General features: G+C 54.8%; 14 protein-coding genes and 1 pseudogene. 7 read left to right on the top strand and 8 right to left on the bottom strand.

Annotation, left to right across the window (positions count from 1 at the left end; genetic code table 11):
• Nucleotide 1: 1 nt before the first annotated feature.
• A complete protein-coding gene (locus QWZ03_RS16105; protein ID WP_290333642.1) occupies nt 2-1942 on the bottom strand; it encodes a PAS domain-containing hybrid sensor histidine kinase/response regulator in 1941 nt (646 codons plus the stop codon).
• A gap of 292 nt (nt 1943-2234) precedes the next feature.
• On the opposite strand from QWZ03_RS16105, the gene QWZ03_RS16100 reads away from it, so the two are divergent.
• The 5 genes and pseudogenes from QWZ03_RS16100 to QWZ03_RS16080 all read left to right on the top strand — a co-directional run bounded on the left by QWZ03_RS16100 (nt 2235) and on the right by QWZ03_RS16080 (nt 4516).
• A complete protein-coding gene (locus tag QWZ03_RS16100; protein WP_290333641.1) occupies nt 2235-2477 on the top strand; it encodes a transposase in 243 nt (80 codons plus the stop codon).
• Nucleotides 2478-2710: 233 nt separating this feature from the next.
• A pseudogene (locus QWZ03_RS16095) lies at nt 2711-2908 on the top strand (IS3 family transposase); the annotation flags it as partial.
• 345 nt (nt 2909-3253) lie between these two features.
• Nucleotides 3254-3652, top strand: coding sequence for a hypothetical protein (locus QWZ03_RS16090; RefSeq protein ID WP_290333640.1), 399 nt, complete (start codon nt 3254-3256; stop codon nt 3650-3652).
• A gap of 148 nt (nt 3653-3800) precedes the next feature.
• The gene (locus QWZ03_RS16085) at nt 3801-4190 is read left to right on the top strand and encodes a GFA family protein (protein ID WP_290333639.1); all 390 of its coding nucleotides are present in this window, start codon (nt 3801-3803) and stop codon (nt 4188-4190) included.
• A gap of 143 nt (nt 4191-4333) precedes the next feature.
• A complete protein-coding gene (locus QWZ03_RS16080) occupies nt 4334-4516 on the top strand; it encodes a hypothetical protein (protein ID WP_290333638.1) in 183 nt (60 codons plus the stop codon).
• A 217-nt stretch (nt 4517-4733) separates the two neighbouring features.
• Here the strand turns inward: QWZ03_RS16080 and QWZ03_RS16075 are convergent, their stop codons facing one another.
• The 7 genes from QWZ03_RS16075 to QWZ03_RS16045 form a co-directional block, all read right to left on the bottom strand.
• Nucleotides 4734-4964, bottom strand: a complete 231-nt coding sequence (locus tag QWZ03_RS16075; protein ID WP_290334136.1) for a transposase — start codon at nt 4962-4964, stop codon at nt 4734-4736.
• Between the two features lie 514 nt (nt 4965-5478).
• Complete coding sequence (locus tag QWZ03_RS16070) at nt 5479-7443, bottom strand: hypothetical protein (protein ID WP_290333637.1); 1965 nt, start codon at nt 7441-7443, stop codon at nt 5479-5481.
• Between the two features lie 18 nt (nt 7444-7461).
• Entirely contained in the window at nt 7462-9888 is a 2427-nt protein-coding gene (locus QWZ03_RS16065; protein WP_290333636.1) for a sensor histidine kinase, read from the bottom strand.
• 6 nt (nt 9889-9894) lie between these two features.
• Entirely contained in the window at nt 9895-10722 is an 828-nt protein-coding gene (locus QWZ03_RS16060; RefSeq protein ID WP_290333634.1) for a phosphoadenosine phosphosulfate reductase family protein, read from the bottom strand.
• A complete protein-coding gene (locus tag QWZ03_RS16055; protein ID WP_290333633.1) occupies nt 10715-14149 on the bottom strand; it encodes a hypothetical protein in 3435 nt (1144 codons plus the stop codon). Before QWZ03_RS16055 ends, QWZ03_RS16060 begins: the two co-directional genes overlap by 8 nt.
• Nucleotides 14142-15050: a DUF4007 family protein gene (locus QWZ03_RS16050; RefSeq protein ID WP_290333632.1), complete on the bottom strand. Its 909-nt coding sequence runs from the start codon at nt 15048-15050 to the stop codon at nt 14142-14144. Before QWZ03_RS16050 ends, QWZ03_RS16055 begins: the two co-directional genes overlap by 8 nt.
• Nucleotides 15050-15262, bottom strand: coding sequence for an AbrB/MazE/SpoVT family DNA-binding domain-containing protein (locus QWZ03_RS16045; protein WP_290333631.1), 213 nt, complete (start codon nt 15260-15262; stop codon nt 15050-15052). Before QWZ03_RS16045 ends, QWZ03_RS16050 begins: the two co-directional genes overlap by 1 nt.
• A 143-nt stretch (nt 15263-15405) precedes the next feature.
• Here QWZ03_RS16045 and QWZ03_RS16040 point away from each other — a divergent pair, with 143 nt between their 5' ends.
• Together QWZ03_RS16040 and QWZ03_RS16035 are read left to right on the top strand one after the other, a co-directional pair.
• Nucleotides 15406-16008 carry a hypothetical protein gene (locus QWZ03_RS16040; RefSeq protein ID WP_290333630.1) on the top strand — a complete coding sequence of 201 codons (603 nt, stop codon included), beginning with the start codon at nt 15406-15408 and terminating at the stop codon, nt 16006-16008.
• Nucleotides 15996-16640: a class I SAM-dependent methyltransferase gene (locus QWZ03_RS16035; RefSeq protein WP_290333629.1), complete on the top strand. Its 645-nt coding sequence runs from the start codon at nt 15996-15998 to the stop codon at nt 16638-16640. Before QWZ03_RS16040 ends, QWZ03_RS16035 begins: the two co-directional genes overlap by 13 nt.
• The last annotated feature ends 63 nt before the right edge of the window (nt 16641-16703 follow it).

The raw sequence follows: 16703 nt of genomic DNA, 5'->3' as shown, positions 1-16703 counted from the left end.
ATTACTCCTGGCGCCCACTGCTACAGCGACCCAGGGCCGCTAGCAGATCCGCCTCACTGATTGGTTTACTGAGGTAGTCATCGCAACCGGCCTCGATGCATCGCTCACGATCTCCCGGCATTGCCAATGCCGTCAATGCCAGAATTGGCCCTTTGTAACCCACGTCGCTCCTTAAGCGCCGTGTTGCCTCAAACCCATCCATCACTGGCATCGACATGTCCATCAGCACTGCTTGGGGATGCATACGAGTAAATACATCCAGCGCCTCTTGACCATTGCTTGCCACCTCAACTCGGTATCCGGCCGCCTCCAGTGTACTCAGCATCGCATACGTGTTACGGACGTCATCTTCAACCAATAGCACCTCAGCATTACCCTTCATACATTGAACAGGTGTGGTGTTTAAAGGCACCGCGGCTCGAGCCGGCACGAATTCTGGCATTTTGGTATCAAGTGGTAGCCACAGCGTAAAAGTACTGCCGGCCTGTTCGTGGCTTATCAAATGCAACGATCCGCCAAGCAATGTTGCCAATTCTTTCGAAATAGCCAATCCCAGCCCAGTTCCACCGTATCGCCGGCTCGAAGAGCCATCTGCCTGAACAAATGCATCAAACACGCGGTCTTGAAGTTCGGCGGAAATACCAATTCCGGTGTCACATACCGCGATAGATAGGCCAGTCTCCTGATGGGTAGCCAGGCATGCGCGAATGGCAATCTGTCCCTGGTCAGTAAATTTCAAGGCGTTGCCCAAGAGGTTACGCAGAATTTGCATCAGTCTCCTCGGGTCTGTTGCAATCGTGAAGTCCGGGGGGAGATCTATCTCTGTTACCAACTGCAGATGTTTTTGTTGGCACTGAGGCTGAAATTCATGACGTAGCCTATCTAGTACTTCTCGAACTGAAGTTGCTTCAAATTGCGCCTGCAATCGGCCCGCCTCGATCTTGGCAAGATCCAGTATGTCGTTGATCAGCAGAAGTAGATCACTGGCGGAGCGATGGACAATAGCAGCATGGGTACTCTGCTTCTCGCTCAAGTTACCTTGGCGGTTCAGTTTCAATTGTTCGCTGAGCATCAAGATGCTGTTCAGCGGCGTTCGCAGCTCATGGGACATATTTGCCAGGAATTCCGACTTGTAGCGCGAGGCGGCGGCCAACTCCTCCGTGTGATGCTTCATCGCCGCCTCCTGGGTCCGTCGCATGCTGATGTCGACCACCGTGGCTTGTACAAGCACAGTCTCGCCCTCGTACAACGGCGCCAACGCCACTTCAACCGGTATTTCCCGTCCCGTGCTATGCCTGGCAAAAAGCTCGCGGCCAGCCCCCATCAAGCGGGCAGTGGGTTGGGCGTTGAATTTGGCTCGCAATTCGCCATGGTTGGCGGCCAACTGTTCCGGCAGAAGCATCTCAATCTGCGAGCCGATAAGGGCGCTCCTTGCATAGCCAAACAGCGACTCCGCTTCCCTGTTGACTAGCTCAATCGCTCCCTTTTCGTTGCAGATCAGAATCGCAATAGGAGAAGCTTCGATGGCCTCACGCATGCGTGTGACGGCGTTCAGTCGCTCACTCAGATCAAGTAGGGACACCATGGTCGTGTGAGTCTCGGCGGTACCTGTTTCCAACGGTCCTAGGCCTATTTCGACTGGAAGCTCTCGCCCGTCGCGTCGCAGCAGGAATAACTCCTGTCCCGCGCCCATACGTCGGGTGCGGGGCTCCTGAAGGTAACCATGCCTGAAGCCAGAGTGTGCGGTTCGATATCGCTCAGGAACCAGGGCCTCAACCCGCATGCCGATCAGCTCACTTAATGGGTAGCCGCAAAGCGTAGCGGCCAATTCGTTGGCATTGGTGATGGTGCCGCATGCATTGATCAAGAGAAGAGGCGTTGGTGCATTACGTAGCAAAGCGCCCAATTCGACCCTGGCTGGATCATGAGATCGCTTGAACATGCGCCTACTGAACCACCATAAGACGAACGCTATGGCGGCTAGTGAAACAATAGCCGATATCAACTTATTCCTCCTGAACTGCGCGAACTTTTCTTATGTGTGCGTACATGTTTGCTTGAATAAGCAATGCCCAATATGAGCTGACGCATATGGCTTCAACATAGCACCTTTGGTCCCTCCCCACCGAGGAGTACCAAGAAAGCGTCAGCATGAAAGGTGCAGGCGTCCCTCACCAGAAAGTCTCAACTCAACGAAGCGCTGATCATTGCCATCCTGAAGGAGGCTGCGACCGGTGCTGTTGCGGCGGTGCTCTGCCGCCGACGGCACCTCGAATGCGACGTCCTACAACTGGCGAAACAAGTTCGGTGGCACAGACGTAACTGACGGCAAGCGATCCAAGCCGATTCAAGAGGAGAACGCCCGGCTCAATCGGCTGCTCGCCAACCAGGCGCTGGATATTCACCTGCGCAAGAAAGCGCTGGGAAGGACTGATCCGGCCCTCACCACGCTGTGGCGCAGCAAGACAGCCGTTTGAGCAGCGCGCTCGCCTTGTTTCACCAAGGCTGCATCTAGTACGTCGCGTCAATGCTGGCAGGTCAATCGCTAGCGGGTTGAGCGGGCCCACATGACGGCTGCTTGTCCCTGTGGCTACGGCGCCGGTATGAGCGGCCTAACCAGCCGGGCGCGGTGCAGCCACCGCCACCGCTGAACCTACCAAACCAGCGCAGTTCCATTGGCCATGTGGCCGATGCGCTATGGCATGGAGGGCGGGTCGTTCGGATGAGCGCGAGTGCCTTCCGCTACCGCGCCAAGCCCGACGGCAATATCGCGTTGCGCGAACGGTTCGTCGAGCTAGCTGGGCGCCACGGTGCCGGCATGATCTACCTGAAAATCCGGCAAGCGGGATGGGCCGTGAACCATAAGCGTGTCGAGCGGCTTTATCGCCAAGCCGGTCTTCAGGTCAGGATCGCTGCAGGAGTAGACCTCAACCTGTATCAGGTAGCGGTGCCCCCGGCACATTTACCATGTCTCGCTGGGTTGGGTTCCGGCAGAATGTGCTCAAATTACAAGATGCACATCCTGGATAAGGTCACCCCATAATTGTCGCGCCTAGTGGCTGGTTAAATTCGATAGCATAGCGTGGTGTAGCACGTCTGCACTCACATCACATTGACTGATAGACAGATAAATATTCATGTAAATCAAGGCGTTGTTAGTGCGCTGTTCACCTGTCATTTTATCAAAATACGGGCCTGTGCGTCCGTTGGATAACTGTTTGGCATTTCATTCATTCTTCGAGCCATTTACACCATGAAGACATACATCCGTTCCAACGACCGATACAAGGTCGCGGCAGTCGCGCTTACTCTCTTTGCAAATAGTCTGGCATTAGCCCAACCACATCAAGACGACGAGTCCGAGCTAGTCGCAAAAGTAAGGGCAGACGGCACACTCTTTGGCTTCGCCCAAGCTTGTAAGTTGTCGAAGGACGAGATCACGAACCTCTTCAATCTCAAGTTCGCGGCAACCCGTGAGCTAGCGCAATCCAAAGTGCCGCACTACACGCCCGAGCACTTCAAAGCGGACTTCAGAAGCGGCATTGAAACCGCAAATGGCTTTGTCAGGCTTACGGATCCAGAATCCGATGCGTACAAGAGAAACTGCGAAGACATTCAACAGAAGGTCAAGTCGCTTCTGCAAAAAAAATGATCTGATTAGGTTCGCGAGCATTGGCCACGGCACCCAAAGCCTAACCCTTTCATCGAGGGGGCGCCCAAGGGTTAGCGCCCTTTGCCGCACCTCATTTAAAACTTTAGGCCGCGCAGGACCATCTGCCCTACGTTACGAGGACAAAACCATGCTTGAAGGATCCTGCCTCTGTGGTGCCGCCCGCTGGACGTTTGAAGGAGAGCCCGATGGCGCCACAGCTTGCAATTGCACTGCGTGCAGACGATATGGCGTTCTCTGGGCGTATGACTACGAGAACGAAGGAATTAAGGTCTCGGGCACGACTTACCCGTTCTCGAGAGGCAACGCACTTGAGTTTCACTTTTGTCCCACCTGTGGCTGTGTTGCTTTCTGGCGGGGCAAGCATCTCGATGAACAAGGCCGCAGAAGAATCGCCGTCAACCTGCGATTGGCTGAACCTGTGGCCGTCGCCCACATTCCCATCGATCACTTCGACGGCCTGGACACATTCGATGACCTGCCTCGCGATGGTCGATGCGTCGCTGACTACTGGTTCTGAGGCGGCATTGGTGGGCGTGTGGCCTAACCCTTCCATCGAGAGGACGCTGCCCAGCCGTGTAACCGTTCATTCCAGCGGACCGCCTACGGCGGCCGCTGAATTCAACGTTTAGCATTCACTCTATCCATAGGAAGGAGACAACCATGAGCTTTACGATCATCAAAGGCAGTTTCCTAGTCGACGAAGGAATTCCCCAGGGAGATTCAGTGCGATTCATGGTAGATGCCGTCGCTCTCGACGACAGCACCGGTATCGATGGGGTTTGGGTGGTAGCGGAAAGATGTTCTGAAAGATTAAAGTCAGTACTGAAAGAACAAAGTCAGTAATTTCTCGGGGGGTTCTTTGCGGCCTCCCGCGTCGCTTTGAACCGGGACTTTATGCTCGGTAGCATCACCCTGGCAGCCAGGGCCGATGCATCCCGATCAGCCATGCGCGGCTGATAATGCACAGCTGACCGCGCAATCTGCATCAAGCGACAAGCGCGACGAATCGAAATACACCGGCTTTGGGCGTAGCTGACCTGCCGACGGGGATCCGGCGCGCTCACCACTTTTTTGCGTTGATCTCCTTCATCACTTCGACTTCGAGATCCCGTTCGGCCAGCAGCTTCTTCAGCCGGGCATTCTCTTGTTCGAGCTGCCGTAGGCGCCGTAACTCGTCGGTGACCATGCCGCCATATTTCTGCCGCCAAGTGTAGATGGACGCCTCGCTGACACCGTAGGCCTTGCCGACGGCTGTAACACTGGTTCGCTCAGACCGTAAGCGGTAGGGTATTTGCTTCTTCGTAATCCGACTTGTTCATGGTGGCTCCTTTCGCGGGGCCGACAGCTATAGCTGCATCTTAGCCACGAAAAGAACACTGGAGCCGCCCCAGTTTGTCTCGGGCAGTCGCGCTACGACTGCCCGACAAACTTTATTCCTACCCGACGAACTTTATTACCTGTCGTCAGAAATTGACGACAGGTAATAAAGTTCGTCGAGATATGGAGAGGTAAGTCATTGATTTAACGTTGGTGCGCAACCCGCACAAAGTTCGTCGGACAATCGCTTTGGCCCCTGCACTCATAGATGTTCAAAGGAATGTTCGTCGAGCAGTGTGGTCGCGAGCTCCGTACTCGAACTTGGAGACAAGCTACGCTCAATAGGCGCGTCAGCAATTGACCATGCCGAGTGGACGTCACATGTGCTTGAGCCCCTGAGTCTTCTTTGGCACCTACTGGCCTTAATTCAGGTAGAGCATTTTGCGGCCTGGATATGTAGCTCTATTGGCCGCAAAACGCTTCAGCGATCACAGGATGGGATCAAATTCAATTTGCAGTCTAGCTCCTAGAGCAGGCGCAGTGGGGTTGGGAAAGACTGTCGCAGACCCGAGTTCAACCCACAGTTTGCTCTGCCAGACTAATTCCTTTTCCTTCTGGCCGTTCTTATCTCTTTCTTGGTTCGTTCCAAGCTGCAGCGCCCCGCTGGCCACTTGTTTGCAGAAGAAACGGAAGTCGCCATCTGACTCCATCAAGGCTTTCAATTCTTTGGCGGCATCAGTCAGTTCCTTGGGAAGCTGGTCCTGCAAATCACCGAGTTGCTCAACCAACCACTGCTTGATATCCGACGACAGCAAAATCGCGATCTGCTTTTTTGGCGTAGGCCTGAGCACGGCCGTCACCGTTTTATTGTCACGCGATTTCGCGAGTGCCGCATGCTCCACCTTGGGTCCCCAAACCCTGAGACGCACTGCTCCAAAGACCAAGCTATAGCCAGGCTTGACAGGGACGCCGATTCGACCAAGCTTGTTCAGCGCATTGTGTTGTACTTCAAGTGCATATATTTCGTTCAGACGACCGATGTAGCTGAAGCCTTGCTCCTTCTTTAACTTTGTCTGCTCAATGGTGACTAAGTTAACCTCGTTCCACCGGACCTGATAGTACGCACCACCTTCTTCTAAACGGATGAGCGTACTTCCCTTATCGTCCAGTTGACGCAAGGTGGATCGCATCAATTCGACTTCTGTGTTTGGTACTTCCGTGCCCACGCCCTCTGCGCACAGGACCTGGCCGTTGGTAATCTTCTTCTGCAAAAGGTCGCAGGTCTGACTAAGAACCAGACGGAATTGAGTCAGATCGACCTTCTTACCTCTCCGGGTGAGTTTGCCAACGAAGATATCGCCGAAACGAAGCTCTCGCGAGCCAGTCGTCTGCTTGTGGTGCTGACCTGAAGCAGTTCGAACAGTCGAGGCTTCGGTGAAGAGCTTCGGAATCCCTTGGGTTGGCTCCAAGTGGCCGAGCAGCACGCGATGATTCTCCGGGGGCAACTTGCCAGAAGCGCCAGCCAGCGTCACGCTCTCTTGAAGCTTGACGGTGAGAGCCTGTCCAAGCATCCAACCTACATAGTCACTGAGGGGCTCGCCCTCATGAATGAGATGCCCAACATGCAGGGCAGCGAGGTCTTGTAGCTCTATGCTGTCGATGTCTGCCTTCAGTGCTTCGCAGGCCTTCTGAAGAGCGTCTTTTAGCGCCAGGTGAACCCGGCGGTAGCTTTCAAGCTCAGCAACCTCCGCGGTGAACCCGTCGATGCGTTGCCCAAGCTCTTGCAAAACATTCATCTTGCGGATGAAGTGGAAGTAGCCTCCATGCAGACCGACAGCCTTGCGAAATGCTTCTGCATCTCCCTTTGCGACACCCGGGCGGCTGGAAACCAGCACTATCAAGGGCAGGCCCCTCTCGGATGTAAGCCCGCGCTGGACCAGACTTTGCAGGAACTGGGTGCTCTCATCGACCTTCGCGGCCATGTCCTTCGGTGTCTCCGAGGTGAGTACATAGTCAATAACCACGAGGCTCGCATCTGCGGGAACTATATCCAGTGCGGGCAATGCGCCAAAACGAACCAGTTCCCAGTTCTGTGCGATCAGGGTGGTTTCGATCTGCTCAAGCGGGAGTCTCAGCGGACCGACATCAGCAACCACATCCGCAATCCCCTCCTCCAAAAGCCGCTGGCTCTCTGGACACTCTGCCCTTCGACCCCAAAGCTCAATCGTGCGCTGAGGATCAGCGAGCAGAGGATCGAAATAGCCTCGGTCTGTCGCGCCACCGCTAAGCCCAAAGGTTGCGTCGAACCACGCCTTGGCCTCAGGAGCCTTCCTCAGAAAGCTTCTCAGCGAAGGAAGGCTTTTCCTCACGTCCTCTGGTGACGGGCGAAGGTAAGCATCATCAATCAGAACAGCTTTGCGGGGCACCGCTTCGGCCACTACCTCGATATCCATCGTTCCCCCTTGCGTGCCTTATGGCATCTCGAACTTGAAACCAGAAATTGTTCCTGCCGCCGTTCTCTCAAGCAGCGACAGAGTGATCGCATTTTCCTTGCACAGGCTTCTGACGATGTAGAGGCCTATGCCGCGGCCCGAGGGCTTTTTGCTGAAGAACGGCTCAAAGATCTTTTCGCGGTCGGCCCACTCGATGCCGGCCCCGTTGTCCCGGAACGTTATCGCATGCGCGTCGGCATCAACTTCGATCTTGATCGTCGCCTCGAAATCTTCGTATCCATCCAAGCGCCTCATCGCCCGGTGATGGCTCAACCAGTAAACGGAATTGACGATCAGGTTCTCAAAGATCTGATACATCTGGCCGACGATCACCTTGGACATCAGGCGTGTCCCCTCCGGATTAAGCTGGAGGTCCACTTTGATGTGATGCCTTTCAAACTGCTGCTCATGCGCATCCAGAAGCGTCTCCAGTACTTCGACGACGTCTGTATCCTCCTTCCGCTGGCGACCCGGTGTGCTCACCGGATCTAGGATCCGCAGACGCTTGTCCAACGTCTGGAGCTGCCGCGCGAGGGACTTAAGACCCGGCGGCAATGCGCTGTCGCTCATCTTTTGCAAATCTTGCAAAGTGGCGCCGGTGACCCGATTCAGTTCATGGATCACGAACTCCAGTAGCATGCCTACGCCCGCCAGATGCAAATAGAGGTCAGCCTGATTAGCCTGTCTCTTCAGGGTCTTCTTTGCAGCGGCCCAGGCAGCCTCCAACTCCTCGACATAGCCGCGAAGGTTGGCGACGGTCTGGTGTTCATCAGGTACTCGCTTGGCCAGTTCTCGCAGCGTAACCTTGGCGTCTTTCGCATGTTCGGTGACTTGCTTTTCGATTTCGCGCACGGTGGTAAGCGACTTGGTTGCCATTCGCTCTTCATGCTGGGTTACTAGCGAACCTAATTCCTTCCAGATGACATACTGCAAGCATTGGACTAGTGCGCGCTTCTCGGGCGTATCGACGAGACCTTGGCGATTGGTCTGATCGCGTAGTTCTCGATTCCCGAGCGATGTGATACGCACATACCCTACGAACTGGCCACGGTTCAGTTTGAACGACTTTCGGCGAAGCGCCCTCTGATCCAGCTCAAGCCAGTCGTCATCGGGAGCAGCATAGGGATAAACACGATAGCCGTCGCGGTAGACGAGCAGACCACCGGCCCACTGCTCAAGCCACGTCTTGAATTTAATGTAGTTGTCGCCGAACTCATGTTGAGCCCGCTGCCGGTTGAACCAGAAGCCCTCTGCCGTGAAAGGGCCGAGGGTCTCGATTCCCGCAAACCGTGGTGCGTCATTAATCGAGGTTCCGCCTCCAGACACCGCATATCCACTGGATGCAAGAAGACTGTAAAGGCCATCTCCTGAGGCAGCAATGTCCTTTTGGTCAATCACATCTAATGGCTCTGCGGCATCCGGCGGCTTGGGGAGCCGAAACTTAGCCGTCCCGCTGAGTACTGGAGCTTCACGCAAATCCTCTTCGTCGTCGGGATTAACCCTTTTGTAACCGAACGTCATTTTGAAGTGGCCATGCCACTTATTGAGCCATTCAGTATCAATCTCCTCGACTGCCGTGACCTTTTTCCCATTGAACGAGAGATCGATATCTAGAACTACGCCAGACGTTTCGAATGGATCTTGCAGTTTCGAGAACTCGGCCCGCGCGAGGGCGGTAACGCGTGCGAGCGACCAGTCGCTTTGCAAGTCGCTGATGCGGATAAGTGTGCCCGAGGCACTGGTCTTTTTCTCTCCCCCCTTTTCTGGCTCAGGTGAGAACTCATCGAGATCCATGTCCGGGGTGTCACGAAGGGTCGACCAGTCGATATCCAATGTGTTCCAGTGGCCCTCACCCTCCATGCCGCTGATCACGCCAGTGAACAGCCCCAAGCGCATAGCAGAGAGCCGCCCAATGCCTTTCTCACCCAGCAACCTACTCGCACTACCCAAGCGCTGCCGATCCAGATGACGATTGGGCGTGCCAACGGTCAGGAACTTAGTTCGCAGATCGCCCATGGACATGCCACAGCCCCAATCCTCCACTTCAATGAAAGAGAATTCGCGGTAAAACTCCTCCGCGACAGTTGCGCCACGTTGTGAACCCAAGCCTTCCAGGCGGCGGACAAATTCCGAGCGAAGTTCGTCGGAGGCAGTCGCCTCGAAGCATTGCCGGACGGCCGCCTCGAGCCAATCGCGTCGCAATCGTGTACCTGTCGGCAGCGCAGCTAGTTTCGATTGCAGTACGCGATAACCTGATGCCATCAGTGCCACGTTGACTCGAATCTCGACACTCTCGCTGCCCGCATCGACAGAATTCTTGATTAACTCGTACAGCGCAATGCCGTCCGTACTGATCAATTCAGCCCCAAGCTCCAGGAGAACTCTTGCTTTAACGTTAAATGCCATGGCGTGTCACAACGAGCAAACCAGGCAACCCTGGTTGTCGTCTTCCTCCGGCACCTCTGCCGTGTCAGCAGAAGCGAACACTTCCATAAGCGTTAGATTCTCTCGCCGCGCGGCATTGCGCTGGATGCGAATCACATGCTCTCGTTTAATTTGCTCAACACGTTCCGGCTGTTCCATCTCAGCTAAGCTTTCCCCTTGGCTCCAAGTGAAGAAATTCCCAGTCTTTTCGAAAGGCCGTTCGTATTCCTTGGCCTTCTCATAGAGCTCCGGGTAGGTTTCCTTGAGGCGAACCCACTCGATCTTTTGCTGGTAGAAGCAAAAATAGCAACCTGATCTCGTACGTCCCCACTTTGTGTAGGGGGGCATACCCACGCCCGAAGTGCGCAAGATTTCTTCAATGTCTCGAAGCACCAATCCATCCTCGCGGAAGGGATAGACCGCTTTGATGTTGGGCTTGTGACTGATGTAACCGCTACGGTTCTCTTCGGCGCGCAGGCCGACGTAGTTGATTACCTCATCGTCGCCGCAGTGTTGCTCGAATGGTTTTAGCTTCAGTGCTCGCGTGCACCAGCGGCGATGGTTGGACGGAATCATGCCACCGTACATCTCGTACCAATGATCAAAGCCTATATCCGCGTTCAGCCGGATGACTTCCTTGCCTAAGTAGCTTGCGATGCGATCCAAGTACTCGTAGGTCTCGGGAAGCTCTTTGCCGGTGTCGCTAAAGATGTACTCCATCTCCGGGACACGGTCACGCATGTAGATAGCCAGGGCCGCGCTATCCTTGCCGCCTGAGAGGCTTAGGATGTGCCGCACTTGTTTCTTTTCAGCCATGCTTGGTTTCCTCGTCCTGCTGCTTTTCTGCAGCTAGTTGTAAGTCCATGATGGCTTGAGCCAGTGCAGCTGCAGCCATTTGGGTGTCACCTTGTGCAGACTTCTTGACCAGTGCCAGCACATTTTTTGCGAGTGCTTTCGAGGTTTCTGTCGTTGCAACAAACACCGCTTGCTCCTCACCGCCTGCCATGGTGAACGTCAAGCCTACAAAGCGGTCTGCGGCCCTAGGTGCTACGCCTCGGCGCATGGCCACTTGCATCCATCGCTGATACTGGCCACAAAGCTCAGACAGCCCCTCTTGATAGCGGCTAATGGTGTCGTCTGACCACGAGTCCAGAGGGCGTTGCACGATCAAGCTACCGACAGAGTCGAGCCATTTTTCGTCACTTAAAATCAGATCCGTGCAGCGCAAGATGAAGCTCTTAAGTTTGGCATCCGCCAGTGTAGAGCTCTCTTTGCTGCATTCGGCTTGAAGCTGATTTCTGACACGACTTAGAGGTCCGCTGATTCGGAATCCACGGCTTAGCTCTGAGGAAACATCTTCTTGCAACTTGCGGTAGGCCATGCCTAGGTCTGTTAAAGCGCTAGTAAGCCAGATCGCAAATGATGCTTTGGACTTGGACTCTACATGGGCCTTGCGCAGTGTTTGCGTCAGCAGCGCAATTGGATCTGTTGCTTTGCCGAGCATGGAGCGAACTAGGGCTGCATCTTTGCCGATACGTTGCGTCTGCTTGGTGAAGTCAGGCAAACGGTAAAACCATCGAATCAAAGAGCGCGCTACGTCCAGGTAGGAGGCGTCCTGGTCTAGTGCGCACCCGATGGCAGACAATGCATCTCGGTAGTCTGATAGCAGTCGATGGTTGTCGTCGACATTCAAGAGCTCTCGCAGCGTGAAGTTTTGAGGGCTCTTGAACATGCGCTGAAGATGCTCGGAAGTCAGCTCCAGGACGAGTGAGCCTCGTTCAAACACCGCGCAACGGCTTCGATTCACTAACAGATAGAGCACTACCCAAATACCCGCGGGGCCTGCACGAACCCCCAGAGGTGGAGCGCTAAGAAGTTCTAGGAGAGATGAGAAGCTTTGCGGATCATCGTTGCTCAAGCCGTCAGAAATGGCCTTCCACACAACTTCGATGTTATTCAGGGCTGAACTAGTTGGCTCATGAAGTGACCACTGACCATCCTGTTCGCGCCATATCCCAGTTTCGCGTAACAGCGAGGTATGAATCAGACGCTCAGGTGGGTACTCGTCTGGGCCGCAAATCGGCCGGGAGACGTCGCCAGCGAGGATGACTTCAAATAAGCGCTGACGAGCAAGCACGATCGGGGAGGCCGGTCGGTCCTTGTTGATCAGCTCATTGACGATGCGAGGTGTCTCTGGGAATGCGTGCTCAAACAGCCAGGATGCGAGCTGACTAGCATTCATCATCTCACTACCTTGGATCTGAGCGCCTAGATGCCAATAGGTCGGCCCCGGGCGCTCAACTGAAGGCATCAAGGCTGATGTCACTGCGCGCTCGACAGCATTTGCTGCCTCCTGCAGGCGGCCTTCCACATAGCGGGTAGACCATGGGTCAAGCCGCTTGGCGGACACTTCCCGCATGATTTCCAGCCAAATTGCATAGTCAGCTAGTGCAGCTCGCCCTTCGGCGGAAAGCACTAAACAACCGCTAACGCTGAGTAAGTCACGCTCCTCTGCCATGCGTTGCTTGGCGCGCATAGCGCTGTCTGCGCCTTCTACAACCAAAACGATCTTAAGCCAACCATCTGGTAGCGCTTCATCTTGCTTCGGGATAGGTGCTTGAGGCCAGCTATCGGGCGTTCCAACCAGCACACCCATTGTTCGAATGGTGCCAGTTTCATCGTAGTGGCGATTAGCCACGACTGGACGCTTGGAGAGCGCGGCGTTAATACCCGCCTGCATCAGTTCGCTCTCATTGCGACGAGCAGCCTCTTCGTACAATGCCTCTATGTTGACGGCGTCAGAAACGGCGAGGGCGAACTCCGTGTTCCTCTTCCGTTTAACAAGCACACCTTGCTCAACCAGGCTGGCTAGCGCGACTGCTACTTCGGAACTGTCTTCATCACCTAGTGCGTATGCGATTGTTTCTGCACTGGTAGGGATGCCTAGACCGCCTTGAACCAGTTCAAGCATGGCGATCACTTTCAGCACATTAAGTGCTGCAGTGTTTTGCGTAACGCGTTGGATGGCCTCTTGCGCAAACACCCATCGACGTTCGGCGCCTAGGTCTCTAAAGCGCAGCCCATAGCCGCCAGCCAAGAAATCGTAGAGCTCCGTAATGCGATACCACTCGCCAACGGGATGGTTCTGTGCAAAATCACGGAGCCCGCTTGGTTCCGCTCCCTTCAGGAAGGAGTGGAAGGTACGCTCACTTTGACCGAAGCGTTTCGAGACTGTGGCCATTGCGGCCAGCGTTAAAGGATGAAGGGGATAGAGACACTCCGCTTCCTCAAACAAGACACGGTCTTGGTCGGATGCTGACCTTAGTACGCCATGTTTCACCGCAAACGCATACAGCGATCGGGCTTCTGCGATCAGGGCCGGCCACTGCTGCAATTGGTTCGCTGTTCCTAGGGCGTGACGTGCGAAGTAGGCATAACGCTCAACAGGCTCATCAAAGGGGATTTCCGCAAAGCGCGCGGATATCTTGTGCCACTCATCGCCCAAGGCACGCCCAACACCTGCGGCGTAGCTCGCGAAATGTTGGTGAAGCATTGCAATCACGGCCAGTTTGTCATCATCGGCCTTGCATGCGACCTCCGCCACCTGCTGGATGGCAATCAGGTCCCCATCTGTAGGGTGTAGAGCTGCATATTCGATGAATTTTCCGACCTCATCGATTAGTAGGGTAAGCCCCTGGTAGCCCTCGGCTTGAAGTGCAGCAGCAAAATCAGCGGCCATTTCGCCAGCTGTACTATTGAAGGGCCGACTCTTGTAGGTTCCCTTGGCAATATCTAGCTGCTTGTGCACTGCGATCAGTGCTTTTTTCTTGCCCAATGAGACGAGTGCATCGGAAATGGCAGCTGCAAGGGCAACGCCGAATGACAGGCGCGAGCCTACTACGGCCAAGCAGTAGCGACGGGCGGCCAGAAACTGATCTGCAGTATTGGGAGACACCGCACGCAAACTTGCTGCAGCAGGCCCATGCACCTCTGGGCCAGCCATAAGCTGAGCAAGCATTACACCTAGCGCTGACTTACCGCTTCCGTATGGGCCGACGATTTTCCAGGCACGCTGCGCATTCCCAGAGGCCATGTCATTGGCAATCTGCCGAATCGCACCAATGCTGTTGGGTGTCAGTAGATAGTTATCAATTACACGGTCATCGTGCAAATCTCGTTCAAGAGAAATTGAGCGGGTGTGCTGTCCGTCTAACGTCAGTAGGGCAATGACTTGCTCAGGCATTTTCCAGCGCCTCTTCTTGTTGCCACAACTTGAACTGTGGATCTATTTGGGTTGTTGTAAGAACAATGCTCTGTGTGTCGGCCGTATCAACGAATCGGAGGGCGCCGAAAAGGGCCTCACCCATGGTGCGCTCAATGAGCCCGCGGAGTTGGTGTTCGCTGAGCCTAAAGACCACGCCGGGGCTGTGATCACCCTTGAGAAGGCTATTGAAGTCAGCTGTGCCACTTCGGTTTTTTCTGAGCAGGAAGTCGACCAGTGCAAGCGCAAAAACCCTGGGCGTCAGACCTACTTGGACGTGAATGTCGGTACTGTAGAGCGTCCGGCCATCCTCAGTTTTCGTGGCCTTGAGCAGCCCTAAGTCCTGTAGTGGGCACCAAGCAGTATCGTCCGCGTTTTTTTCTGAAGGCAGATAGCTCTGAATGAAAAGAGAGCCGTGCTGTTCGAGTGTTGACGGTGCTAGAGGACGGGCTAAAGGGGTGCTACGTTGAGCAAGCGCCTGTACCAGACGAGCTCGGTCGAAACGAATCAAGCGCCCCTCCCCAAATACTTCGTTCCACGCCGCTAAGCTGGCGCGGGTACTCAGCTGCCAGTGAATGAGCCAAAGAGACTCTTGCGATTCAAGGTAGGGATCCCATCCATCACCAAACAGTCGGCCACCGATGGGGCCGGGGGCATGTCCACCGTCCTCGGTCTGGGTGATTACACCCGTTGCCTCTGCCCAAAATTGGAGCGACTTCACCATGTTTCGTCCAATGCCAAGCATTACCATCGCCTGCTCGTCGTTTCGGAGAACACGGGGATCAGCCAACACCGCACGGAAAACTTTAGGCAGCCAACCGTAGCGGCAAACGAAAGACTCATGACCTGAGAAGCGCTCAAAGCGCTCTGACCCGATTGTCATTATTTATGGTTCCTCTTGCGATAGGCGCCCTCTGCGGAAGGCGCCTCTGCAGCTGAGCTTTCAGCCCGCTGAATGATGATGTGCTTGCTGGCAACATCAAAGTAAATGTCCACGGCGTCCCCCTCTTGGAGGCCCGCATTCCGGAGCAATGTGTCACTGAGGACAATTCGCCCCAGTTTTTGTACTGTTTTAGTATCAAATAGTACTTTCATGACACTGTGCTTTGCCTTATGCTGTGCATTGGGAAGTTCTAAGAATTGTACTCTACTCAGTCTTTACTTAGTATGAGGCTGGCAGTTTGTCCAGCATCTTTCAAATTCTCACACTGTTAGCGTGTCCGTAGGACAAATTGCCAATGACGAACATAGAGAAACTGAAGCAAAAGCACGCTCTGGCCCTCGAAGCCCAACGATGGGAGTACCGGACCAGGGAGCTGCAGTTTCTGGAGGCAGGCCAGCATCAGCGCGCACTCAATCAACTGATGTGGCAGGTGCCAGGCATGGCTATCGCCATCACGGGCGGGCTTTGGTACGGCGCAACTACGCTTGAGACAGAAGCACCACGTGTATGGGTGTTTGGGTTCACAGCCATCGTTGACTTCCTGACTGTTGTGATTCTTTGGCGGATCCGCTCGTTGATCGAAGTTCATATCGAACACCAGCGTGGTTTTTCTCCGCCGGAAAGTGCCGAAGCCAAATCCAAATGCAGTTGGAGATGGGCATGTGCATGGCCCAAGCGCACGGTTATTACGTGCTGGACGATTGCATTGCTGGCGGCTGCAGCTGTAAGCATTGCAGGTGCATTTCACCCTTCGGCAGTCTCCAAGCCGAAGACTCAAGAGCCGACGCGGGCGTGCTGTAACGTGTCGATTGACCTGCCGACTCAGCGCTGTGAGGTACCTCTCGCAAAACCCGCTCTCCCCGCTCAGCCTGCTAGGAAGCGCACATGCCACCGGTAGCCTGGAAGGCATATAACAACGCCAGTGAGGTGTACTTCCAGACTTATGAGGGGCTCAAGTTCTCGAATATGCATCGTGCATTTTCCCGATTCTTGCCGCAGCTTCCCGCGAATTGTCTGGATGTCGGAGCGGGTTCCGGACGTGACGCTATTGCTCTAGCCAAGAAGGGATACTACGTCACGGCTGTCGAGCCGAGCGTAGGTATGCGGCGCCTGGCGGAGAAGTATCATTTCCATCGCAGGGTCAGATGGGTCGCTGATGCGCTGCCCCGCCTGTCCAAGGTAATGGCAATGCCGGAGCGATATAACTTCATCCTTCTCAGCGCTGTTTGGATGCACGTCCCGCCACATCAGCGTCTTCAATCGCTCAAGGTGCTAAGCGCACTTTTGGATTCGGAAGGATGCATTGCAATAACACTCCGCCTGGGAGCTCCAAGTGAGGAGCGTGTGATGTATGCGGTGAGCGTGGAAGAACTTCTTGCTCACGCAGCACTGGCGGGATTGGCGCCCCTCTATGTGAGCAGAAGGACGCGAGACTCCTTAAAACGTGAGGATGTTGAATGGCGCAAAGTTGTTCTTTGCAGAAAAAATGATTTTGGTCGGCTAGCAGTAAAACGTGTCCGGGCTGACTAAATGATCAATTTTTATCGAATTGATGCCATTCAATGCTGAGCCCACAAGCCAACCTCCCGGCTC

The organism is Chitinimonas viridis, from assembly GCF_030409555.1.
Lineage (GTDB): Bacteria > Pseudomonadota > Gammaproteobacteria > Burkholderiales > Chitinimonadaceae > Chitinimonas > Chitinimonas viridis.
Note: the sequence above shows the minus strand (reverse complement) of the source record. Positions and strands in the feature narration are given on the sequence as shown.